Origin of the sequence: Halobacterium salinarum DSM 3754 (assembly GCF_008124605.1) — an archaeon.
GTDB lineage: Archaea > Halobacteriota > Halobacteria > Halobacteriales > Halobacteriaceae > Halobacterium > Halobacterium salinarum.
In genome coordinates this window covers 24,612-48,430 of record NZ_VRYN01000001.1, presented here as the reverse complement: position 1 = coordinate 48,430, position 23,819 = coordinate 24,612, and the positions used below count along the sequence as shown (strand labels likewise).

The 23,819-nt window shown below is 68.8% G+C and carries 19 protein-coding genes; 12 read left to right on the top strand and 7 right to left on the bottom strand.

The genetic code is table 11. From position 1 onward, the window contains the following. Positions 1 to 30: 30 nt before the first annotated feature. Entirely contained in the window at positions 31 to 1,464 is a 1,434-nt protein-coding gene (locus APQ99_RS00235) for a sodium-dependent transporter (protein ID WP_010903113.1), read from the bottom strand. Between the two features lie 139 nt (positions 1,465 to 1,603). Next, the gene (locus APQ99_RS00230; protein ID WP_010903112.1) at positions 1,604 to 2,947 is read right to left on the bottom strand and encodes a sodium-dependent transporter; all 1,344 of its coding nucleotides are present in this window, start codon (positions 2,945 to 2,947) and stop codon (positions 1,604 to 1,606) included. Between the two features lie 235 nt (positions 2,948 to 3,182). On the opposite strand from APQ99_RS00230, the gene APQ99_RS00225 reads away from it, so the two are divergent. Both APQ99_RS00225 and APQ99_RS00220 read left to right on the top strand, forming a co-directional pair. Further along, positions 3,183 to 4,514 carry an MgtC/SapB family protein gene (locus APQ99_RS00225; RefSeq protein ID WP_136361690.1) on the top strand — a complete coding sequence of 444 codons (1,332 nt, stop codon included), beginning with the start codon at positions 3,183 to 3,185 and terminating at the stop codon, positions 4,512 to 4,514. Between the two features lie 132 nt (positions 4,515 to 4,646). Then, positions 4,647 to 6,023 (top strand): class-III pyridoxal-phosphate-dependent aminotransferase, encoded by a 1,377-nt coding sequence (locus APQ99_RS00220; RefSeq protein WP_010903110.1) that lies wholly within the window; start codon positions 4,647 to 4,649, stop codon positions 6,021 to 6,023. A gap of 3 nt (positions 6,024 to 6,026) precedes the next feature. Here APQ99_RS00220 and htr8 read toward each other — a convergent pair whose 3' ends face one another. Both htr8 and APQ99_RS00210 read right to left on the bottom strand, forming a co-directional pair. Then, positions 6,027 to 7,958 (bottom strand): chemotaxis signal transducer protein Htr8, encoded by a 1,932-nt coding sequence (htr8, locus tag APQ99_RS00215; protein WP_010903109.1) that lies wholly within the window; start codon positions 7,956 to 7,958, stop codon positions 6,027 to 6,029. A 65-nt stretch (positions 7,959 to 8,023) separates the two neighbouring features. Then, the gene (locus APQ99_RS00210; protein ID WP_012289346.1) at positions 8,024 to 8,347 is read right to left on the bottom strand and encodes a hypothetical protein; all 324 of its coding nucleotides are present in this window, start codon (positions 8,345 to 8,347) and stop codon (positions 8,024 to 8,026) included. Between the two features lie 96 nt (positions 8,348 to 8,443). Here APQ99_RS00210 and APQ99_RS00205 point away from each other — a divergent pair, with 96 nt between their 5' ends. Together APQ99_RS00205 and APQ99_RS00200 are read left to right on the top strand one after the other, a co-directional pair. Then, positions 8,444 to 9,382, top strand: a complete 939-nt coding sequence (locus APQ99_RS00205; RefSeq protein WP_010903108.1) for an HhH-GPD family protein — start codon at positions 8,444 to 8,446, stop codon at positions 9,380 to 9,382. Between the two features lie 76 nt (positions 9,383 to 9,458). Then, positions 9,459 to 9,668, top strand: coding sequence for a YgaP family membrane protein (locus tag APQ99_RS00200; protein ID WP_010903107.1), 210 nt, complete (start codon positions 9,459 to 9,461; stop codon positions 9,666 to 9,668). A gap of 16 nt (positions 9,669 to 9,684) precedes the next feature. Here the strand turns inward: APQ99_RS00200 and APQ99_RS00195 are convergent, their stop codons facing one another. Next, complete coding sequence (locus tag APQ99_RS00195) at positions 9,685 to 10,125, bottom strand: universal stress protein (RefSeq protein ID WP_010903106.1); 441 nt, start codon at positions 10,123 to 10,125, stop codon at positions 9,685 to 9,687. Between the two features lie 106 nt (positions 10,126 to 10,231). On the opposite strand from APQ99_RS00195, the gene APQ99_RS00190 reads away from it, so the two are divergent. The 8 genes from APQ99_RS00190 (at position 10,232) to hemAT (ending at position 20,367) form a co-directional block, all read left to right on the top strand. Further along, the gene (locus APQ99_RS00190; protein WP_010903105.1) at positions 10,232 to 10,819 is read left to right on the top strand and encodes a thymidine kinase; all 588 of its coding nucleotides are present in this window, start codon (positions 10,232 to 10,234) and stop codon (positions 10,817 to 10,819) included. 3 nt (positions 10,820 to 10,822) lie between these two features. Continuing rightward, positions 10,823 to 11,431 carry a YIP1 family protein gene (locus tag APQ99_RS00185; RefSeq protein WP_010903104.1) on the top strand — a complete coding sequence of 203 codons (609 nt, stop codon included), beginning with the start codon at positions 10,823 to 10,825 and terminating at the stop codon, positions 11,429 to 11,431. A gap of 23 nt (positions 11,432 to 11,454) precedes the next feature. Next, entirely contained in the window at positions 11,455 to 11,718 is a 264-nt protein-coding gene (locus APQ99_RS00180) for a hypothetical protein (protein WP_012289345.1), read from the top strand. 51 nt (positions 11,719 to 11,769) lie between these two features. Continuing rightward, positions 11,770 to 13,818 carry an OB-fold nucleic acid binding domain-containing protein gene (locus APQ99_RS00175; protein ID WP_012289344.1) on the top strand — a complete coding sequence of 683 codons (2,049 nt, stop codon included), beginning with the start codon at positions 11,770 to 11,772 and terminating at the stop codon, positions 13,816 to 13,818. Positions 13,819 to 13,865: 47 nt separating this feature from the next. Next, positions 13,866 to 15,515, top strand: coding sequence for a tRNA uridine(34) 5-carboxymethylaminomethyl modification radical SAM/GNAT enzyme Elp3 (locus APQ99_RS00170; RefSeq protein WP_010903101.1), 1,650 nt, complete (start codon positions 13,866 to 13,868; stop codon positions 15,513 to 15,515). A 77-nt stretch (positions 15,516 to 15,592) separates the two neighbouring features. Then, positions 15,593 to 17,704, top strand: coding sequence for a ribosome rescue protein RqcH (gene rqcH, locus APQ99_RS00165; protein WP_010903100.1), 2,112 nt, complete (start codon positions 15,593 to 15,595; stop codon positions 17,702 to 17,704). Between the two features lie 59 nt (positions 17,705 to 17,763). Continuing rightward, a complete protein-coding gene (locus tag APQ99_RS00160; RefSeq protein ID WP_010903099.1) occupies positions 17,764 to 18,837 on the top strand; it encodes an mRNA surveillance protein pelota in 1,074 nt (357 codons plus the stop codon). A 60-nt stretch (positions 18,838 to 18,897) separates the two neighbouring features. Further along, on the top strand, positions 18,898 to 20,367 hold the full coding sequence (gene hemAT / locus APQ99_RS00155; RefSeq protein WP_010903098.1) for a heme-containing aerotactic transducer HemAT: 1,470 nt from the start codon (positions 18,898 to 18,900) through the stop codon (positions 20,365 to 20,367). Here hemAT and APQ99_RS00150 read toward each other — a convergent pair. Both APQ99_RS00150 and APQ99_RS00145 read right to left on the bottom strand, forming a co-directional pair. After that, positions 20,364 to 21,107, bottom strand: coding sequence for an MBL fold metallo-hydrolase (locus APQ99_RS00150; protein ID WP_010903097.1), 744 nt, complete (start codon positions 21,105 to 21,107; stop codon positions 20,364 to 20,366). The genes hemAT and APQ99_RS00150 overlap by 4 nt on opposite strands. A gap of 49 nt (positions 21,108 to 21,156) precedes the next feature. After that, on the bottom strand, positions 21,157 to 23,793 hold the full coding sequence (locus APQ99_RS00145; protein ID WP_012289343.1) for a DEAD/DEAH box helicase: 2,637 nt from the start codon (positions 23,791 to 23,793) through the stop codon (positions 21,157 to 21,159). Between the last annotated feature and the right edge of the window lie 26 nt (positions 23,794 to 23,819).

Here is a 23,819-nt window from a genome sequence, read left to right as displayed (position 1 = left end):
CCGAGACGGCGACAGCCCAGGACGGCGCTGTCAGGCGACGGACGCCGGCCGCCGCAGCCCCAGAAACGACACCACCGCGATGACGACGCTCAGTCCCGCGAACAGTCGCGGCTGGCTGATGGTGACCCCCCACAGCTCGACGGCCGTGATCGAGACGCCGAGCGCGGCGGCGATCCCGGAGACGAGCGTGAAAATCAGGAACACCGGGATCACCACGCCGACCGCGTACAGCCACGGCGTCGACAACGCGGACGCGACAGCGCCCGCGCCGAGCTCGTACTCGGTGACGGCGTTCTGCCCGACGACCCACCCGGTGAACAGCAGGAACCCGATGAGGCCGGCGGTCATCAGGAGGTCCACCAGGGTGCCCGCGACGAAGTCAAAGAGCCCGGGCGAGAGCGCGGTTGCGCTCCCAGTGACGGTGAACACGCCCACGAACAGCGCGGTCGCGCGGCGGCGTGAGACGCCGTACTCGTCGACCAGGAACGACACCGGGAGTTCGAGCATCGAGATCGACGAGGAGATGGCGGCCAGGGAGACGACCGCGAAAAACACCGCGCCGACGGCCCGCCCGTAGGGGACCGCAACGAACGCGTTGGCGAGGCCAACGAACAGCGCGCCGGGACCGCCAGTGCCGGCGTCGCCGACGAGCGCGAACAACAGCGGGAACACCACGAGTCCAGCGAGCACACCGATGCAGGTGTTGAGAACGGCGATCGCCGCGCCGTCGGCGGCCAGCGACCGCTCCTCGTCGAGGTACGACGCGTAGGTGATCATCGTTCCGGAGCCAAGCGAGAGCGTGAACAGCGCCTGGCCGGCGGCGGCAGGCAGGATCCCAAGCAGGTCGGCTTCAAGCAGTTCGACGTCCGGCGACAGGTAGAACGCGAGACCGGCACCCGCGCCGTCGAGCGTGCTCGCCCAGGCGGCGAGCACGATCAAAAGCACCACCACAGCCGGCATCATGAGCTTGGTTGCGTTCTCGATCCCGCGTTTGATCCCGCGTACTACGATGAGCCCGGTGATCGCGAGGAACAACAGATGGAAGCCAACGGCGTCAAGCCCGTAGCTCACCGTGGCGAAGTACTGGCCGGGGTTCGAGAAGTACGCGCCGGTCAGGCTGGCCCCGAAGTACCGCAGGATCCACCCGCCGACAACGCTGTAAAAGGAGAGCAACACGACCGCGATGACGACCGAGAGGTGTCCGAACACCCGCCACAGCGTGGAGTCCGACAGCGAGGAGAACGCGCCGACGGGGCTTCGACGGCTCCGCCGCCCGATCACGAACTCCGCCAGCAGGCCGGGCACGCCAACACACAGTACAACGCCGAGATACACCAGGAGGAACGCCGCGCCGCCGTTTTCGCTCGTCATCCACGGGAACCGCCAGAGGTTCCCCAGGCCGACCGCGGAGCCGACGGCGGCCATGATGAATCCGAGCCGGGAGTGCCACACATCTCGTGCCATTGCAACGCAGTAACAAACCACCCCATTTCAGGGTTACGACCGTCGATCCGTCAGACCGCGAGGAACGCGCGGTAAACAGCCTGAAAAACCGTTATGGAACTTCGAATCGACTGCAAAAATCCGGGTTCACTGAGAGATCCTAGACGAACGGGATCGCCGGCGCGGCGTAGATGTCCGTCACACCCAAGTAGAGTGTCACGAACACGCCGATGAGAACGTAGGTGCGGACCGACCACAGCCACGCGGTGGCGAACGTGGTCCCGGTGCCCGATCCCTTCTTGATCTCGTCGACCGCGGCGGGGCCGTACACCCACCCGACGAACACCACACCGAGCAGCACCGACAGCGGCAACAACACGCCGTAGGCCAGCGAGTCAAACCAGTCCAGCCAGGCGGTGTTCCACGCCGACAGCGTGCCCAGCGCGAACAACACGCCCCCGAAGCTGAACGCGGTCGCGGGCCGGCTGTAGCCGTAGTTGTCGACGACGTAGGCGGTGACGACCTCCAGGAGGCTGATCGCCGAGGACAGCGCGGCAACCAACACCACGCCGAAGAACAGCACCCCGAGCACGCGCCCCGCCACGCCGAGCGTGGCGAACGCCTGTGCGACGGAGATGAACAGCGCGCCGGCACCGCCGCCGGCCGCGGCATCCGGAACCGTGCCGAACTGCACGAACAGCAGCGGGATCACAACCAGCCCCGCGAGCAGCCCCACGGAGGTGTTCAACACGACGATGAGGCCGCCGTCGGCGAACAGGCTGTCGTCGTCGCCCAGGTAGGAGGCGTACGTGATCATCGCGCCCATCCCCAGCGACAGCGAGAAGAACGCCTGGCTGACGGCGTACGGGACGATGCTCCCGATGTTGTCGGCGATGAACCCGAAGTCAGGGGAGAGGTAGAACTCGTAGGCTGCGCCCACACCATTGAGGGTGGACGCGTACACCGCGAGGCCGACGAGCATCACGAGGATCGACGGCACCATCAGCTTCGTGGCTTTCTCGATGCCGTCCTCGATGCCGAACGCCACGATGCCGGCCGTGGCGGCCATGAACGCGCCGTGGAACGCCACCGCCTCCCACCCCATCGAGACGCTCCCGAAGTACGCCGCGGGCGCGGCGAAGTACGCCCCGGTGGCGCTGCCCAGCAGGTATCGCGTGACCCAGCCGCCGACGACGCTGTAGTACGACAGGATCCACAGCCCCGTGAGCAGCCCCATCGCCCCCACGATCGTCCACGCCGGGTGGTCGAGCCGGTCGAACGCCTCGACGGCGTTGAGGTTCGCGCGCCGCCCGATGACGAACTCACCGAGGATGGCGGGCAACCCCAACAGGAGCGCGGCTACCAGGTAGACAACGACGAACGCCGCGCCGCCCTCGGTCGCTGTCTTGAACGGGAACTGCCAGATGTTCCCCAGGCCGACTGCGCTCCCAACGGCGGCCAGAATGAATCCCAGTCTGGATGCCCATGTCTCACGTTCTGCCATGTTGTACCACGCCGTATCAGGACACGGTACAAAAGCGACACGGCTGCGACGGAGTTTGGTACCATACAACGAGTTATTATTTACAGCGTCGAGCGGGAGAGAGCGCCCTGGCCCGAAACGACATCGACAAGCGAGAACGGGCCGCTGGGCGGCTGACGTAGTGGGTTGTGTCGATCCCCCGCGACTGACCGCCGGGGCACCGCCAGGGCCGTGGGGTGATCTCGACCCAGTGTTTATGTGCACACCGGCGAACGTCCTGGTGGTGACCGTGACCGTCGACGCACTAGTGGCAGCGCCACTCGACAGCCGGATCGTCCGCATCGCGGTTGCGGTGGCACTGGGGTTGTTCTTGGGGCTGGAACGCGAGTGGGCCCAGAAGGCCGCCGGCATCCGGACGTTCGCGCTCGTGAGCGTGCTGGGTGCCATCTTCACGATGGTCGACACCGAGCGCTGCGCGGCGGCCGGAGGCGCGTGCCCGCCGGTCCTGGGCGGCGTCGGCGCGGTGTTCGTGATCGTGCTCACCGGTGTGTTGATGGTCTCCGGGCTGCGGTCGTCGGAGGGCACCCTACACCTCACGACGGCCGTGAGCATGCTCGTCGCGTACGGCATCGGCGTGCTGGCGGCGCTGGGCGCGGTCCTGCCGGCGACTGTCGTCGCAGTCACGAGTTCGATCCTGCTGGTGTTCAAGCGCGAACTCCACGGCTTCGCGTGGGGGTTGTCCCGGGAAGAACTCCGCTCAACCACGGAGTTCGCGATCCTGGCGTTCGTCGTGTATCCGGTGTTGCCCACCGGCGCGATGACCGTGGGACGGGGCGGGTGGGTGGTCGAGATCGAGCCTCGCGTGGTCTGGTCGATGGTGGTGTTCGTGGCGGCCATCGGCATCGTGAACTACGTCGTCGTGCAGGCGTACGGCGGCTGCGGGATCGCTGTCACCGGCTTCTTCGGTGGGTTGGCGTCCTCGACGGCGGTCGTCGGCACACTGCTCGATCACGTGGACGCGCACGCCGACGCGACACGGTACGCCGTCGCGGGGGTGCTGTTGGCGAACGCGGCGATGGCGCTCCGCAACCTCCTCATCGTCGTGGTGTTCACCGCGTCGGCCGGCGTCCTCGTCACGGGGACGCTGCCGCTGGCGGTCATCGTCACCGGCAGCATCGCCATCGCGGCCGTGACCGCCGACTGGTCGCAGTCGGTGTCCATGGATCTCGACACGCCGTTCTCGATGCGGAACGCCCTCGGGTTCGGCGCGATGTTCCTCGTCGTGGTCGTGGCCGGCGGGCTCGCGGAGACCCAGTTCGGGTCCGCCGGGCTGCTCGTCACCGCGGTCGTCTCCGGGCTCGTGTCCAGCGCCGGCGCGACCACGTCGGCGGTCGTGCTCTACCGCACCAACGCCGTCGACGCCGACACAGCGGCGATCGCGGTGTTGTTGGCGACCGCCAGCTCCATCGGCGTGAAAGCGGGGCTGTCGGCGACCAGCGCTAACCGGACGTTCGCGGCCCGCGTCGTCGCGTACAGCGCCGGGCTATTGGTCGTCGGTGGCGGCGCTGCGGTCGTGCTGGCAGCCTAACGACGACCAATCACGGCGTCCGACGCCGTTCCCGGGGAGTGTCTGGCCGTGAGATACGCGTCCGGTGCACGTGGGACATGTCGGCGTGGCTGGAACGAACGACTTTTATTTGGGGCGGTGCCAACTGTGTGCATGGACCGTGAAACAGCCGAGCCTGACGTCCGGAGCATGCCCGGCGAGAAGGCCGCGGAATGGGTGAACTTCCACCACAATCACGCCGCCCCCTCCACGTACGTCTACGACTTCGTGTGGGACATCACCGAGGACGCCATCGGGCCGTTCTGCACGGACGTCGACGGCAACGTCCTCATGGACTTCACCAGCCACGTTGCCGCCGCGCCGTTCGGCTACAACAACCCCAAGATCATGGACCGCCTGGAGTCGTTCGACCTCGTCGACCCCCTCAAGATGGCGGGCCAGGACTTCTACGCTGGCGGCGGCACCGATCCCGAGTCGCCCGAGATCCCGACCGCGACACAGCTGCTCGACCGGCTCACCGACATCACCGCACACTACGATCTGGACACGGTGTTCCTCTCGAACACGGGCGCTGAAGCCGTCGAGAACGCCATCAAGATCTGTTACAACAACGGCGGCCACCGCGCGCTCACGTTCGACGGCGCGTTCCACGGGCGCACGCTCGGCGCGCTGTCGCTGAACCGATCGAAAGCCATCCACCGGAAGGGCTTCCCCGAGATCGGGGGCGTCGTCTCGGTGCCGTACTGCACCTGCGAGGGCGAGTGCTCGTGTGGCTGGAAGACCAACGGCCCCGGCGGGAACGTGGCCGCTGACAAGCTCCACCACGACCGCGGCGTCATCGACCCCGAAGAGGTGGCGTACCTCATCATGGAACCCCAGCAGGGCGAGGGCGGCTACCGGGTCCCCAACGACGACTTCATCGCCGACATCGCCGACATCCAGCGGACCCACGACATCCCCGTCATCAGCGACGAGATCCAGGCGGGACTGGGCCGCACCGGCGAACTCTGGGGGATCGACCACACCGAGATCGAACCGGATGTCATCACCTCCGCGAAGGGGCTGCGCGTCGGCGCAACGGTCGCCAACGAGGACCTCTTCCCCAGCGAGACCGGCCGCCTCTCCTCGACGTGGGGCGCCGGGGACATTGTCGCCGCCGCGCAGGGCGTTGCGACCATCGACGCCATCACCAGCGACGGCCTCCTCGATCACGTCGTGGCCCGCGGCGAGCAGACCACCGACCGACTCCACGACGCCGATCCCGACTTCGTCACGGACGTGCGCGGCCGCGGCCTGATGCTGGCCGTCGAGTTCGACACCAAGAAGCGCCGCGAAGCGGTCGTGAACGCCTGCGTCAAGCGTGGCCTCCTCGTGTTGGGCTGTGGCCACAAGACGGTGCGACTACTGCCGCCGCTCGACGTCACCGAGCGCGAGATCGACATCGCGGTCGACATCCTCCTGGAGGCGCTCGACGACCCCGACGTTCGCCACGCCGGCACCTCGAAGGTCGAAGGCGAACCCACTGCGTAACGCTCACTCCGAGCGCGCAGCCGTCGACGCCGACTCGTCGTGCACGTCGAACGTCGACACCAACCCCTGCAGCCGGTCCGCCTGCTCGCGCAGCGCGGCCGTGTTTTCGCTGATCGTCGCCGCCGCGGTGGTCTGCTGTTCGGCCGCCGTGGAGGCCTGCTGTGCGTCGGCGGCGGTCGCCGTGCTGATGTCACTGACCTCCGCGATCATCGACACCGCCTCCTCGGTGCTGGCGGCCTGATCGTCGGTGGTGGTGCTGATCTCCTGGACACCGGTGTCGGTCTCCTCGGCGTTCTCGGCCACGGTCCCGAACGCGTCGACGACCGCGTCCACCGCTGAGATCGCGTCCTGCACGCTCTCGTCCGCGGTCCGGGCTTCGGTGACCGTGGCCTGCATCTGCGCGTCGATGTCGGCGACCAGCGCCTCGATGTCGCCGGCCGACGCCCGCGTCTCCTCCGCGAGGTCCTTGACTTCGTCAGCAACGACCGCGAAGCCGTCGCCGCTCTTGTCGGCGCGGGCGGCCTCGATGTTGGCGTTCAACGCCAGCATGTTCGTCTGCTCGGCGACGTCGCTGATGAGGTCGACGATCTCACTGATCTCCGCGAGCTGGTCGTCGAGGGCCTCGACGTTCTGCACCGTCGACTCCACGGCCGACTGCACCGTCCGGGAGTCCGCGATCGCCTGCTCGGCGGTCTGCTCGCCGTCGCCGGCGACCGCCGCGGTCTCGTGCGAGCGCTCCGCGACCGAATCGGCGGACGCCGCCACCTCCTCGATGGCCGCCGACAGGTCGGTCATCTCCCCGGACACCGTCTCCAGTTTCTCGCGCTGCTCGTCGGCCCCGGCGGCGATCTCTTGGACCGTCTCGCTCACCTGGCCGCTGGCGTCCTCGATCTCGACGACGCCCGCATCGGCGTCCTCGCTGGCGGCCGCGACGTCGCTGGCGACCGCCTGGATCTCCCGGATCGTGGTCTCCGTTTCGTCGAGCATCTCGTTGAACGACGCCGCGATCGCCGCCATGGCGTCGTTTTCGACGTCGGGATCGAGGCGCACGCTGAGATCACCGTCGGCGGCCCGCGCCATCGCAGCCCCGTACGTGTTGGCGGTCGCTTCGAGGCGCTCGTTCAGGGCCGCGACCTCCCGCTGTTGGGCTTCGGCGGCCTCGCGTGCCTCCTCGGCGTCGGCTTTCAGCCGCTTCGCTTCGGCCTTTTCGGCCTCGATCTCCGCCTGGCGGGCTTCGAGGTCTTCGACCTGCTGGGCCTTTTGCCGGGCTTCCTCCAGGCGCTTCTGGGAGGCCTCCCGCGAGCGCTCGGTGGAGTACCAGTTGGCCATCAGTGCGCCCGCCAACAGCAACACGAACGCGCCGTGGATGCCACCCCACACCCACGGGTTGTTGATCGCGGCGGTGTGGTTGTAGACGCGCTCGGCGTTGATCATCCCGAAGACACCGTGCGTGAACACGACGTACACCAGTCCAAGCGCGAACGGCAGCCAGTCCTCGTAGACCGCGATGACGGCCATCCCGACGAAGAAATGGAAGTGCGCTTCGATGAACCCGCCGGAGAACTGCACGAGCACCACCGAGGACGCCAGCACGGCCGTCGAGGCCAGCGCCGTGCGTCCCCGCCGGGACACCGACGGGATCGACGCAAGCCCGACCAGCGCCCCCACGATACCCAGCTCCGCCGCGATGAGTATGCCCGGTGTCGGCGGGATCGTCGCGCCCGTGACTGCGGACTCGGTCCCCTCGTAGAGCCCGAGCGCAAGCAACAGCGGGATGTGCGCCAGCACGAACACGCGAACGTTGCGGTGGCGACGCCGCCACGCCGCCGCCGGGATCGACTCCCCCGTCGGCGTGTATTCGAGATACGTCTTGACCGCTGCAGCCAGTCCGCCGGTCGTCTCAGCGCTGCCGCCGCCGCGTGCGGATTCCCCCATGAACACCCTCAGGTGGCGGAGTTCAAAAAGCGCATTGCTGTCCTGTCACACTCAGGCATGCGCGCTCAGAACCGATACGGCCGGTCCTGGGTGTCGTTGTCGTCGGGTGCCTGGTAGCCACCGGCCACGAGGTCGTCGTACGCCATTCCGGAGAGGTATTCGTCGTACGTGGTGTCGTACGCGCCCCGGAGGTGGAAGTCGAGTCGCCCGGTCTCGGTCAGCGACTGGAACAGCGCGTGGACGGCGCGCCGCACCAGCTCGTCGGTGTCGGCGTCCAGCGCCGCCGCCAGCATCGCCAACTCCTGGGTGGTCTCCCGATCCAGGAACGCGTAGTCGTCGAGGGTTGTGGCCGCGTGCTCGACGTCTGTCTGTAAGTCGTCAAGTCCCATACGGCCGTCGAACGTGCCGGTGGACATACGCGTTTCGGCAGCGCCGTGCGCCGCCGAACCATCATCCCCAAGACGGCCGCCCGCCAACGCCCCCCCATGACGACAGGGGACGGGAGCGACCGCGCGGGCGCGACTGGGCCGGCCGACACCACAGCCCTCCAGACGGCACTCGTCGACTGGTACACCGACTCCCACCGGTCGTTCCCGTGGCGGGAGACCACCGACCCCTACGAGATCCTGGTCTCGGAGGTGATGAGCCAGCAGACCCAGCTCTCCCGGGTGATCGACGCGTGGCGGGCGTTCCTCGATCGGTGGCCGACCACCGCCGCGTTGGCGGCCGCCGACCGCAGCGACGTGGTCGGGTTCTGGTCCGCACACAGCCTCGGGTACAACAACCGCGCCACCCACCTCCACGAGGCCGCCCAACAGGTCGAAACCGACTACGACGGCGCGATCCCGCGGACGCCCGCGGAGCTCTCGGAGCTCATGGGCGTCGGCCCGTACACCGCCAACGCCGTGGCGTCGTTCGCGTTCAACGCCGGCAACGCGGTCGTGGACACGAACGTCAAGCGCGTGCTCTACCGCGCGTTCGAGGGGATCCGCGACGACGACGACCCGGATTACCGGCCGCTGGCCAACGAGTTGCTGCCCGACGGCACGTCCCGCGTGTGGAACAACGCCGTGATGGAACTGGGGGCGGTCGCCTGCCAGCAGACCCCGCGCTGTGACGAGGCGGAGTGCCCGCTGCGGGAGTGGTGTCACGCCTACCAAACCGGGGATTTCACCGCGCCGGATGTGCCCACCCAGCCGAGCTTCGAGGGGAGTCGCCGGCAGTTCCGGGGGCGGATCGTTCGGTTGCTCGGCGAGCACGACGAGATGGAACTGGACGCGCTCGGCCATCGGGTTCGCGTGGATTACACGCCCGACGGCGAGTACGGCCGCGAGTGGCTGCGCGGCCTGTTGTCGGATCTCGCCGACGACGGGCTCGTCCGGACCGAGTACCGGGGCGAGCGGACGGTCGTCCGCCTCGAATAGCCCGGCCCCGATCGGGCTGTGCCGCGCAGCCGCCGACCCACACCGCTTTTGATCCCGCCGTGCCAACACGCCCCATATGGAACACAACGTCGGCCCCATGGACGCACTGGCACGACTGCTCGGCGGCGCAGTGCTGGGCAGCGCCGCGCTGGCGACCCTGGCCGGCTACGGCGGCGGCCCCTCGGCGCTGACCCCAGCCCTCGGCGTGGGGGCGCTGTTGTTGCTCGCCAGCGGCGCGATGAACACGTGTGGCGTGTACCGCGTGCTCGGCGTGGACACCACGTGAGCCGCCACCCAGTGGGTTACGCCGCGCCGTCGTCGTCGGTCTCCCGCACCGTCAACACGGGCACGTCACTGGTTCGCACGACGCGCTCGGTGACACTCCCCAGGAGCGCACGACCCAGGCCGCGGCGGCCATGGGTCCCCATCACCACGGTGTCGATGCCCTCGTCGTCGACGTACGCTTGAATCGTCTCGAACACGCCGCCGTGGAGCACGACGCCCATCGCCACCACGCCCGCGTCCTCGGCGCGCGCCACCGCGTCGTCGACGACGCGCTCGCCCTCGCGCTCAAGCGGATCGGTGACGGCGTCCTCGAAGGTGACCGTGCTGTATTCGGTGGTGTCGGCGACGTACAGCACGTGGAGGGTGGCGTTGTACTTCGACGCGAGGTCGATGGCGTTGGCGACCGCGGCGTCGGCGGCGTCGCTGCCGTCGGTCGGCAGGAGGATGTCATCGTACATGCGTCCCCATTGTCACCCCGCCCCCTAAAAAAGCGTGCAGACGGCGCGCCGACTGCGGAGGTGGCGAAAAGCAAGCGTTTTCCTCCAGCCACCCGCTGGCTGTGGCATGCACGCCATCACGAACTCCGGGTGGGTGGAGGTGATCACGGGGTCGATGTTCTCGGGGAAAACCGAGGAGTTGTTGCGGCGACTGCGGCGCGCGGAGATCGCGGGCCAAGACGTCGCGGCGGTCACGCCCGCCGTCGACGACCGGTACGGCGAGGCGACGCTGGGCTCGCACGCCGGCCGGTCGTGGGCGGCAACGGTCGTCGAACCCACCGCCGAGGGCGTCGCGTCGATCCCCACGCTGCTCAACGGCGAGCAGGTGGTCGCCATCGACGAAGCCAACTTCTTCCCGGCCGAACTCGTCGACGTCTGCCAGGAGCTCGCGGCGGACGGACGTCGGGTGGTGCTGTCGGGCACCGATCAGACGTTCCGCGGGGAGCCCTTCGAGCCGGTGCCACAGCTGATGGCGATCGCCGAATACGTCGACAAGATGCGCGCGATCTGCATGCAGTGTGGGGAACCGGCCACCCGCAACCAGCGCCTCATCGAGGGCGAGCCCGCCCACTACGACGACCCCACCGTCATGGTCGGCGCCGAGGAGACCTACGAGGCGCGGTGCCGGAACTGCCATGTCGTGCGCCGTGAGTAACCCATGACGACCTGGGTGGAACCGGAGGGTGGCCGTGAGCGTGGCCCGCTCGGGCTCGCGAAGTCGTTCACGCAGGTCCTCCTGAATCCGGTGTCGTTCTTCGACGAGGCGGTGTCGCCGGGCGACCAGGCCCCGGGGCTCGTGTTCGCGATGGTTGTCGTCGGAGTCGTGGCCGCCACCGAACTCGCGGCCACGCCCAGCGACGCGTTGGCGTTCCCGACCGCCGACTGGCTGGCCGCCGTGCTCACCGTGGCGCTCGTCGTGTTACTGGTCACGCCGGCGGCGGTGCACGCGCTGTCGGCGATTCAGACGCTCTGTCTCGTGATCGCGACGATCTCGGAGTCCCGGGGCGGCGTCAGTGAAACCGTCCAACTGATCGCGTACGCGGCGGCCCCGTGCGTGGTCACCGGTCTGGGCGTGCCGGTGCTCACGCTGCTCGCGGGGGTGTGGGCGTGGTGCCTGCTGGTCGTCGGGACGAGCGTCGTCCACGAGATCTCGCTCCCACGGGCGGTGATCGCCGCCGCTGTGCCGGGCGTGCTGGCGTTCGGTGCCGGGTTCGGTGCCATCCCCGCCGGCGAGCAGGTCATCCACGCGGCAGGGCTCGCATTTTAGACGCGCCGGCGACAACGGTGTGTGTGCTGAACATCACGCTCTCGGAGTTCATGGTGGAGCTGAAAGACGGCTCGATCAAGAACGTCGGCCCCACGAACAAACACGCCGACGCGAAGCTCTTCGACGTCGACGACGCGACCGCCCGCGAGTTCGGTGACAAACGCGTCAAGCTCGTCTTCGAGGACGACTCCGGCAACGAGGTCCAGGTGGCGCTGTTTCCCGAACAGGTCGCCGCGCTCGCCGACGACATCGACGCGCTCACGGCCGACAGCCCGGTGTTCGAGTGACCGGCGCGGTTTCGATAATCGTTTAGGGCAGCGCCCGCTTCTTCGATGCAAATGGCTACTTGTATCGTCTGCGGCTCCTCTACGGACGGCCACATCTGCGCCACCCACGAAGAGGACGTCGTGTTCGATTTCCGTGGTGACTCACCAGACCAACTCACCCCCGGCCGGTTCTACCGCGGGACCGTCGACGGGTTCGCCGAGTTCGGCGTGTTCGTCGACGTCGGCGGCACCGTTACGGGCCTCCTGCATCGTTCGGAGGTCCCCGGTCGCGTTGACTCCCTGGCGTGGGATGTCGGCGACGACGTGTTCGTGCAAGTGACCGACGTCCACGACAACGGCAACATCGACCTGGGGTGGTCGATCCGGGAGTCGATGCGTGACTTCCGCGGCGAGCTCGTCCACGACCCGGCGAACGACTCGGACGCCGCGCTCCCCGCCGACGACGAGGCGGACAGCGACACAACTGACGACGGCGACACCACCGACGACTCACGGGACGCGGAGACCGCCGACGGCGGGAAACGCGTCTCCGACGCGGACGCCACGACCGAGCGCGCCGCGGACGCCAGCTTCGAGTTCAGCGGCGCGGACGACGACGACACCGACCACGAGACGGTGCGCGTCGACGCCCTCGACGACCACGTCGACGACGCGGTCACCGTCGAAGGGGAGATCACGGCCGCCCGCCAGACCAGCGGCCCGACGGTGTTCGAGTTGACCGACGAAACCGGCGCTGTCGACGCCGCCGCGTTCGTCGAGGCCGGCGTTCGCGCATACCCCGAGATCGAACCCGGAGCCGTCGTGCAGCTCACGGGCACCGTCGAGCGCCGGCGCGGCGACCTCCAAGTGGAGACCGAGGCCGTCACCGAGCTCACCGGCGACCGCGCCGACGAGGTCCGCAACCGCATGGACGCCGCCCTCGACGACCGCGCAGCGCCCGCCACCACCGCGTTGCTTGCGCCCGACGACGACGCCGTGGCCGCGGTCCACGACGACATCGTGGACGCCGCGACCGCGGTTCGGCGCGCCGTCATCGACGCCCGACCGGTCATCGTCCGCCACCCCACGACCGTCGAGGGGTACGTCGCCGGCACCGCCATCGAGCGCGCGCTGCTGCCGCTGATCCGCGACGAGCACGCCCGCGAGGACGCCGAATACCATTACGTCGACCGCCGCCCCCTCGACGACGCCTTCTACACCATCGACGACGCGACCGGCGACGTGACGAGCATGCTCGAGGCGGCCCACCGCCACGACGAGAAACACCCACTGTTCGTGTTCGTGGGCACTGGCTCCACGACCGAGTCCACGGACGCCCTGGACCTCCTGGACATCTACGACGCCGACACCGTGGTCGTCGACGGCGGGTACGCCGACGACGCCGCCGGGATGGACGTGCTCGTCTCCCCGACCGCGGCCGGCGAGCAGCCCGTGAACACGGGCGCGCTGGGCGCGCAACTCGCCGCCGTCATCAACGACGACGTGCGCGAGGACCTCGCCCACCTGCCGGCGGTCGCGTACTGGACGGACCTCCCGGCCGCGTACGCGGACCTCGCGGCGGACGCCAGCTACGACAGCGACGCCCGCGAAGCGCTCCGTGACGCCGTCGCCCTGGAGGCGTTCTATCAGTCCTACGAGGACAAACGCGAGCTCATCGCCGACCTCCTCTGGGGGGACGCCGACGACGACCTCGCGGACCACATCGCCACGCAGTTCCGGGACCGGCTGGCGACCGAGCTGTCGACCGCCGAGCCGCATCTGTCGACACGCCACCACGACGGCGTCGCGTTCGAGACGCTCGACGTGGGCGCCTACACACACCAGTACGACTTCCCGCCGGTCGACCTGCTGTTGGACGCGTTGCACCGCCGCGCGGACAGCACCGACGTGTTGCTCGGTGCCGGCGAGGACGCGCTGCGGGTGCGCAGCGACGACGCCGTCGACGTGCACGCGGTCGTCGACGCCATCGACGACGACCTGACCACCACCGCGGGTGTGACCGCTCGCGGGGCGCGAGACGGCCGCATCGAGTTCCTGGCCGGAGAGCGCGACGCCGTCCTGGACGCGGTCGTCGACGCCATCGCGGCCCAGCTGGCGTAACGCCCCGAACGACACGCTTTTTCGCCCGCGGCGGCTTGCAGTCAGCAATGAGCAGTAACGCCGACGACGGCGCGTTCCAGGCCGCCTGCGAGGAGCTCGTCTCCCGGATCCTCGCCGGTGATGTCGGCAAAGACGACATCGAGGACGCGAAACTCGACGTCTGTGGTGAGTACGCCGCGTCGAAGGTGCCCAAACACTCCGACCTCCTGGACGTGGCGCCGGACGGCCGGCGGGACGAACTGGAGGACGTGCTCCAGCGCAAGCCGGTGCGGACGGCGTCCGGGGTGACGCCCGTCGCGATCATGACCAGCCCCCACACCTGCCCGCACGGCAAGTGTCTGTACTGTCCGGGCGGCCCGGCGAGCGAGTTCACGTCCAGCCAGTCGTATACCGGCCACGAGCCCGCCGCTGCGCGCGGCGTGCAAAACGACTACGACCCGTACGGCCAGGTGACCCTGCGCCTCCACCAGCTCCGCCAGATCGGCCACCCGGTCGACAAGGTGGAGCTCATCCTGATGGGGGGGACGATGACCGCGCGCAGCCACGACTACCAGGAGTGGTTCGTGAAGCGCGCGCTGCAAGCGCTCAACGACTTCGACCCCGACCAGGAGCCCGCACCCAACCAGACGGAGTCGTTCGCCCAGGACCCCGCGGAGTACGACTTCCGGTATCTGGAGGACGTCATCGCCGACAACGAGCACGGGGCGCTCCGGAACATCGGCACGACGTTCGAGACGAAACCCGATTGGTGTGACCCCGAGCAGGTCGACCGGATGCTGGATCTCGGCGCGACGAAAGTCGAGGTGGGCGTCCAGACCACCTTCGAGCGCGTGAACCGCGAGATGCATCGGGGCCACGGCGTGCAGGCGTCCGTGGACGCCAACCGGCGGCTGCGGGACGCCGCGTTCAAAGTCGGGTTCCACATGATGCCCGGCCAGCCCGGCATGAGCAAGGAGATGGTGTTGGAGGACTTCCGGCGGCTGTTCGACGACGAGCGCTGGAAGCCCGACTACCTCAAGATCTACCCGACGCTGGTGGTGCGGGACACCATCACCTACGACATGTGGCGCAACGGCGACTTCGAGCCCCTGCACAACGAGGAGGCCGCCGACCTCGTCGCGGAGATCAAGGACATGATCCCGCGGTACACGCGCCTGCAGCGCGTCCAGCGGGACATCCCCGCGGACTTCATCGACGCCGGCGTCTGGAAGTCCAACCTGCGCCAGCTCGCCCGCCAGCGCATGGCCGAGCACGGCTACACCTGCGACTGCATTCGCTGCCGTGAGGCCGGGATGAACGACGACGACCCCGAGAACGTCAGCCTCGACGTGGAGACGTACGCTGCCGGCGGCGGCACGGAGCAGTTCATCAGCATCGAGGACTTCCAGCAGGACCTCCTGGTGGGGTTCGCGCGCCTGCGGTTCCCCAACGAGCCGGCGCGCGAGGAGCTGACCGACGCCGCGCTGTTGCGGGAGCTCCACGTCTACGGCAGCGAGGTGAGCGTCGGCGACGACACCGGCGACGACCAACACCAACACCAGGGCTACGGGCGGCAGCTCATGGAGCGCGCCGAGCACCTGGCCGCCGACAGCGGCTTCGAGAAGCTGTCGGTCATCTCCGGCATCGGGGCGCGCCAGTATTACAAGCAGCAGCTCGGCTACCACCAAGACGGCCCGTACGTCTCCAAGCGCCTCTGAGTGCCGTGCCGTCGCTCCCAACGGCTGCCGGGTAGCGACCGTAAGGCAGAGGGGTGGGGGCCGACAACTGGGTGAGCATGAATCAGAAGCGGGAGGTGACGAGTGTCGACCTCGTCGCCCTCACGGCGGAGCTGAACGAGTACGCGGGGGCGAAAGTCGACAAGGCCTACCTCTACGGCGACGACCTCCTCCGCCTGAAAATGCGGGATTTCGACCGCGGCCGGGTGGAGTTGCTCGTCGAGGTCGGGGAGACCAAGCGCGCGCACGTCGCCGACCCGACGCACGTCCCTGACGCACCCGGGCGGCCCCCGAACTTCGCGAAGATGCTGCGCAACCGGCTTTCGGGCGCGGACTTCCATGCGGTCCGCCAGCACGGCTTCGACCGCATCCTGGAGTTCGAGTTCCGCCGGGAGGACGCCGACACCACCATCGTCGCGGAGCTGTTCGGCGACGGGAACATCGCGGTGCTGGACCCACAGCGTGAGGTCGTCGACAGCCTCGACACGGTGCGGTTGCAGTCCCGAACCGTCGCCCCCGGCCGCGACTACGGCTTCCCGGATGCGCGCGTGAACCCCCTCGACCTGTCCTACGAGGCGTTCGCCGAGCAGATGCGGGACTCGGACACCGACCTCGTGCGGACGCTGGCGACCCAGTTGAACTTCGGCGGGCTGTACGCCGAGGAGTTGTGCTCGCGGGCCGGCGTGGAGAAGACAACGCCGGTCGCGGACGCCCCGGAGTCGACCCTCGAAGCGCTGTTCGACGCCAGCGAGACGCTGCTCGGGAACATCAGCGCGGGCGACCTCGACCCGCAGGTGTACTACGAGCCGACCGACGACGAGGACGAACAGGGGGCGCGTGTGGACGTGACGCCGATCGCGCTCGACGAGCGCGCCGACCTGCCAAGCGACGCCTTCGAGTCGTTCAACGACGCGCTCGACGACTACTTCACGAACCTCGACACCAGCGAGGACGAGGACAGCGGCGAGACCGTCGACCGCCCGGACTTCGAGAACGAGATCGAGAAGCAACAACGCATCATCGAGCAACAGGAGCAGGCCATCGAGGACTTCGAGGCGCAGGCCGAAGCCGAGCGCGAGAAGGCGGAGTCGCTGTACGGCCACTACGACCTCGTGGATGGGCTGTTGAGCGCCGTCCGGCAGGCCCGCGAGGCGGGTCACGGGTGGCAGCAGATCGCCGACACCTTCGACGACGCCGCCGGCGACGTGCCGGGCGCCGAGGCGTTCGTGGGCGTCAACGAGTCCGCGGGCATGATCCGGGCGCGGATCGACGACCACACGGTGACGCTGGATCCGTCCGCGGGCGTCGAGAAGAACGCCGACCGGCTGTACACGGAGGCCAAACGCATCGAGGAGAAGAAGGCGGGTGCCCGGGCGGCCATCGAGAACACGCGCGCGGACCTCGACGCCGTCAAGCAGCGCCGCGACGAGTGGGAGGCCGAACCCGAGAGCGAGCACGAGGACGACGCCGACGATGAGGTCGCGTGGCTGTCGCGGTCGTCGATCCCGATCCGCCACCAGGAGCAGTGGTACGAGCGGTTCCGGTGGTTCCGAACGAGCGAGGGGTTCTTGGTGATCGGCGGCCGGGACGCCGGCCAGAACGAGGAGCTGGTGAAGAAGTACATGGACCGCTACGACCGGTTCTTCCATTCGCAGGCCCACGGCGGCCCGATCACGGTGTTGAAAACCAGCGCGCCCAGCGAGCCCTCCAACGACATCGAGGTGCCCGAGCGGGACGCCCGCCAGGCCGCCCGGTTCGCCGTCGCGTGCTCGTCGGTGTGGAAGGACGGCCGGGGGGCCGGCGACGCGTACATGGTGTCGCCGGACCAGGTGTCGAAAACCCCCGAGTCCGGCGAATACCTCGAAAAGGGCGGGTTCGCGGTGCGGGGCGACCGCACGTACTTCCGTGATCTGTCGACCGAGTGGGCGGTCGGCATCACGTGTGAGCCCAACACCCGAGTGCTCGGCGGGCCGACGGACGCCATCCGCGAGCAGGTCGAGACGCGCATCGAAATCGAGCCCGGGCGGTACGCGCAGGGCGACGCCGCCAAGCGCATCTACCGGGAGTTCCGCGAGCGGTTCACCGACGAATCGTTCGTGCGGAAGGTCGCCAGCCCGGGCGAGATCCAGAAGTACATGCCGCCGGGCGGCAGCCGGATCGTCGAGGAGTGAGCGCGCCGGGGTGACCGCAAAGGAGTGAGCCTTTTCTCGTGGGGGTCCTGTGGGCGACCATGCAACTGAAGGACCGCCACACGGTCGAGGGGGGCCGCGAGCGCATCACGCTCGTTCCGGAGAGCCTCGACGACCTCTGGCACCTCGCGTACGTCCTGGAACCCGGGGATTTCGTGGCCGGGGACACCCACCGCCGCATCCAGCGCAACGACGACCAGATGCGGGACACGGGCGGCGAGCGCGAGCACATGTTCGTCACCATCGACGTCGGGGACGTGGAGTTCCACAAGTTCTCGAACCGGCTGCGGGTCTCCGGCACCATCGAGGACTGCTCGCGGGAGGACCAACTCGGCCTGCATCACACGCTGAACGTCGCGGAGCGCGAGGAACTGGAGGTCGAGAAGCACTGGCAGCCCGATCAGTTGAACCGCCTCAACGAGGCCGTCGAGGCCACCGATCAGCCGGATGTCGCCATCGCCACCGTCGAGGAGGGGGAGGCGCACATCCACGTCGTCCAGCAGTACGGCGTCGACGAGCAGGGGTCGTTCACGGCGACCACGGGGAAAGGCGAGCAGAACGACCGCGGCCGCGACGAGCTGTTCGGGACGCTCGCGGACGCGCTGGCGCGCATGCAGGCCGACGCCATCATCCTCGCCGGCCCCGGGTTCACCAAGCAGGACGCCCTCGATCACATCACCGAGGAGTACCCCGATCTCCAGGAGACAATCACGATGGTGGACACGAGCGCGGTCGGCGGTCGTGGCGTCCACGAAGTCCTCAAGCGCGGTGCCGTCGAGGACGTCCAGGAGGAGACCCGCATCGCCGAGGAGTCCGAGCTCATCGACGAGCTTACCACGCAGATGGCGACCGACGGGAAGGCCGCCTACGGCATCGACGAGGTCCAGAAAGCCGTGGAGTTCGGCGCGGTCGAGGACCTGCTGATCCTCGATGAGCGCCTGCGACTGGAGCGCGCCGGCGAGGGCGACTGGGTGGATGTCGATGTCAACGACCTCGTCAGGACCGTCGAACAGCAGGGCGGGAGCGTGACCGTGTTCAGCCACGAGTTCGCGCCCGGCGAGCAGCTCCGGAACCTCGGCGGGATCGGTGCCGTCTTGCGGTATCGGCTCGACTGACGCCGATAATTCACACGCAGAGAAAAGAGTTAAAAAGCGCGTCCGGCATTCTTGGGGAAAATGAGCAACGATAATGACACTCTCGTGACCGCCGACGTTCGGAACGGGATCGACGGGCACGCACTCGCGGACCGGATCGGCCTCGACGAGGCGGAGATCGCGTGGCGGCTGTCGTTCACCGGGATCGACGACGACACGATGGCCGCGCTCGCCGCCGAACAGCCGCTGTTCGAAGCCACCGCGGACGCGCTGGTGACCGACTTCTACGACCACTTGGAGTCCTACGAGCGCACACAGGACCTCTTCGCGAACTCCACGAAGACCGTCGAGCAACTCAAAGAGACGCAGGCCGAGTACTTGCTGGGCCTCGGGCGCGGCGAGTACGACACCGAGTACGCCGCCCAGCGCGCCCGTATCGGGAAGATACACGACGTGCTCGGGCTCGGACCGGACGTCTATCTGGGCGCGTACACGCGATACTACACGGGGCTGTTGGACGCGCTTGCCGACGACGTGGTCGCCGACCGCGGCGAGGAGGCGGCCGCCGCCGTCGACGAACTCGTGGCCCGGTTCCTGCCGATGTTGAAGCTGTTGACCTTCGATCAGCAGATCGCAATGGACACCTACATCGACTCGTACGCCCAGCGCCTCCACGACGAGATCGACAGCCGCCAGGAGTTGGCGAACGCGGTCGCCAGCGACGTGGAAGCACCGCTGTCCTCGCTGGAGGCGACCTCGCAGGACGTCGCCGAGCGCACGGACACGATGCGGGCCGCGACCGACGACCAGGTCGACCGCATGGCTGACGTCAGCCGTGAGATATCCAGCGTGTCCGCGAGCGTCGAGGAGGTCGCCTCGACGGCCGACGACGTCCGCCGGACCAGCGAGGACGCCGAGGCGCTGGCCCAGCAGGGCGAGGCGGCCGCCGACGACGCGCTCGCCACGATGACCGACATCGACGAGGCGACCGACGGCGTCACCGCGGGCGTCGAACAGCTGCGCGAGCGCGCCGCCGACGTCGAATCAGTGACCGGCGTGATCGACGACATCGCCGAGCAGACGAACATGCTGGCGCTGAACGCGTCCATCGAGGCCGCCCGCGCCGGGGAGGCGGGCGAGGGGTTTGCGGTCGTCGCCGACGAGGTCAAGGCCCTCGCCGAGGAGTCCCGCGAGCAGTCCACGCGCGTCGAGGAGCTCGTCGAGCAGATGCAGGCGGAGACCGAGGAGACGGTCGACCAGTTGGACGAGGTCAACCAGCGCATCGGCGAGGGCGTCGAGCGCGTCGAGGAGGCGATGGAGACCCTCCAGGAGATCACCGACGCCGTCGAGGACGCCGCAAGCGGGATGCAGGAGGTGTCGACGGCGACCGACGAACAGGCGGTGAGCACCGAGGAGGTCGCCGAGATGGTCGACGATGTCGACGACCGCGCGGGCGAGATCGCGGCCGCCCTCGATGACATCGCCGACGCGACCGATCAGCAGGTCCGGACCGTCGAGGAGGTCCGCGAGACGGTCGGCAAGCTCAGCTAGAGCTCGACGCCGAGACCGTCGCGGGCGATATGGACTTCGCCGTCGAAGCCAGCCTCGTGGATCGACGCCGTCATCGCGTCGTGTTCGCCGTTGGTGTGCGGGTAGAGGTGGGTGAGATAGAGGTCGTCGACGTCGACGCCGGCCAGCGACGCGCCCAGCTGCGTGGGTGTCGGGTGGTTGGACACGTCGACTTCGTCAGGGAACGAGCAGTCGTGGACGAGCACCGACGCGCCGTCAGCGAACGCCCCCATTCCGTCGAACGCCTCGGTGTCGGCGCTGAACACGAGGTCGCCATCGTCGCCGCCGAACCGGTAGGCGAGCCCGGGCATCGAGTGTTCCGTTTCGATGGCCGTCACGTCGAAGCCCGCAACCCCGACGCTGCCGACATCGACCTCGCGCAGGGTCACGTCGACACGCCCCTGGAGGTAGTCGTGGACGCCCAGCAGGTCCGTCACGAGCGCGTCGGTGCCCGCCGGGCCGACGACGGTCAGCGTCTCCTCGCCGGCGAGCCAGCGCGCCTTCAGCAGCGCGAGCAGGTCGCTGACGTGGTCGAGGTGGTGATGCGAGAGCAGGACGGTGTCGACGCCCTCGTAGCCCACGTCGGTGCGGGCCAGGGTGTGCAGGACGCCGCTGCCGCAGTCCACGAGCAGTCGGCTGTCGCCGTCTTCGACCAGCAGTCCGGTCTGCATCCGCTGGCCGGTGGGCATCGCAGACCCAGTGCCGAGAAACGTCAGTTGCATGCCCAACCCGGGGACAGCAAGCGAGGTAAGCGTTCGGGAGTCGGCGGCGTCACTCCATGTCCGCCCAGTCGATCATGCGGTCGTACAGCGGCTCCGAGCGCAGCGCCCGCTCGTCGCCGACGAGCACGAGGCTCTTTTTCGCGCGGGAGAGCGCGACGTTCACCCGCCGGTGGTCCTCGAAGATGGGGCCCTCAAGCGTGCCGCGGGCGACGAACGAGACGACGATGACCTCCTTCGAGGAGCCCTGGAAGCGGTCGACGGTGTCGACGGCGACGCCCGCCGGGGTGCGCCGCCCGATCTCCGCGACTTGTGCGCGGAACGGCGCGATGACGCCGATCTCACCGGGATCCAGCCCGGCGTCGACGTACGCGGTGACGACGTCTGCGACACGATCGGCTTCCGCGGGGTCGACGTGGGCGTCGTCCGTGCCGGGCACGTCGTAGAACGTGACCCCGCCGTGGACGGCACCACCGGGGTCGACCCCAACATCGGTGAGCCGCTGGCCAGCAACCTCGCTCGATGCCGGCCGCAGCTGGCCGTCGTAGAACTCGCGGCTGGAGAACGCCTGAATGCGCTGGCTCATCCGGTACTGCTGGTCGAGCATCACCGACGCCTCCGGGTACGTCTCGTGGAGGCGTTCGAAGAGGGATTTCGAGAGCCGGCCGCCGGAACGCACCACCGGCGGGAGCTGCTCGTGGTCGCCGACGAGCACGAACCGCGCGCCCCGGTTGATCGCGGCCAGCGTGTCCGGCTCGGTGAGCTGGCTGGCCTCGTCGACGAGCACCACGTCGAACTCCAACTCCCGGAGGATGCGGGAGCCACACGTGGCCGTGGTGGCGGCGACGACGGGCGCCGACCGCAGGGCGGCCGCGCGCTCGCCGGGGTCACCGGACCGATCCAGCCGGAGGTCCTGCATGTCCGCCCGAACGCCGGTTTCCGTGCCGACCCGCACGATGTCCTCGTGGCCCTGCTGGCGGAGCGCGTCGAGGGCGTTGTCCACCGCGCGGTTCGTGAACGCCGAGACGAGCACGCGGTCGCCGCGCGCCACGAACGCCTGCACCAGGGTGGCGATGGTGTACGTCTTCCCCGTGCCGGGCGGCCCGTGGACGAGCGCGAAGTCCTCGGCGTTCAGCGCGCGGTTCACGGCCGCGTTCTGGGCGTCGTTGTTCGGGATCAGGTCGTGGTCTCCGCCTTCGAAACGGGGGCTGGCCCGGTCGAATAAGAGGTCCGTGCGGCGCTGGTCGCTTTTCAGCACGGCGTCGTGGAGCGCGGTCAGCATCCGGTCGACGGAGAGCTCCGAGGGGTAGACGTCTAGCCGGCAGAGCGAGACGGGTTCGTCGGTGGTGACCTCGACGCGGTCGGCGTCCAATCGCTCGACGCGCGCCATCTCCGCGCGCCCCGCCACGGGGTCGCCGTCCGAGGCGAGCACGCGGTCGCCCTCCCGGATCTTCGAGGCGGCGCTGCCGGGGCGGGTGGCGGTCAGCCGCCAGCGGCCGTCCGGAAGCTCCGTCTGCTCGGCCGGGCTGAGGCCGACGACGGCGCGGTCGTCCGCCGCGCGCTCGTCGGGGGACTGCTCCCAGAGCTTGCGGTATTCGTCGTGGATCGCGCCGCGCTCGGCCTCGATGGCGTCGTACAGCTCGTCGAAGTACGCGCGCTCCTCGGCGGGCACCGGATCGCCGATCCGGCCGGCCTTGGACTCCTGATCGAGGCGGCCCGAGACCACCATGCAGGTGTCCTGCTCGAAGCAGTAGTCGCATTTGGCGTCGGCCTCGTAGCCCGTCGGCGGGCCGTCGCTCGCTTCGAGGGCGGCGAGGTGGTTGCGCTCCCGCACGACGAACTCCAGGAACCCCCGGCCGATGGAGAACTCCTTGGCGGGCGAGAGGTCGCCGGACGCCTCGCTGCGGTCGACGGCCGCGTTCTTCGTGTACAGCAGCGTCCCCGTGTCCGCGGGGACGCCGTGCTCGTCCAACATCAGCGCGTAACAGGCCGCCTGCACTTTGTCGTGGAATCGGGGCTCGCGGTTCGTGTTCTTCCCCGTTTTCAGCTCCACGGGCATCCCGCGCCGGATGGCGTCACACCGGCCTTTGATGCCGAAGCGCTCGGAAACCAGCGTGTACTCCGAGCGCCACTCGTCCTCGTCGGTCAGCCGGCCCTGCTGGAGCCAGCCCTCGATGGCGCTGGCGTTGTCCCGCACGTCGGCCTCGACTTCCGCGCGGCTCCGACCCAGCAGCCCGAGTTCCAGGCCGGCTTCGTCGACCCGTTGGGCGACCGACGCCTCCAGATCGCGGCCCCGAAGCAGATCCCCGAACACCTCGTGGACGATCGTTCCTTTCGTCACCGGATACTTCAACGGCAGCCCGGAGAGCTTGTTCAAGTAGTAGAGCCGCGGGCACTGCACGAACGACCGGATGTCGGTCACGTCCACGACGAACTCCGGTTCGACGACCACCCACGACGACGCCGCGGTTGCGTACCCCGCCCCGTCCTCGGTGGCGTCGTGCACCGCAAGCTCCATGCCCGCGTCGAGGTAGGTGGCCGTCTCCGTCCACTTCCCCCACAAGGACACGGGCACCGGCTCGGCCCCGGGATCGGGCCGCACCCGCACCGTCACTACGTCCCGGCCGCCGTGCTGCGTGTCCACCGACGCGGGTGTGTCGACATCGGTGACGACGCCCCGAATGTTCACGCACGACGGGTGGGGCGGCCGGCGAA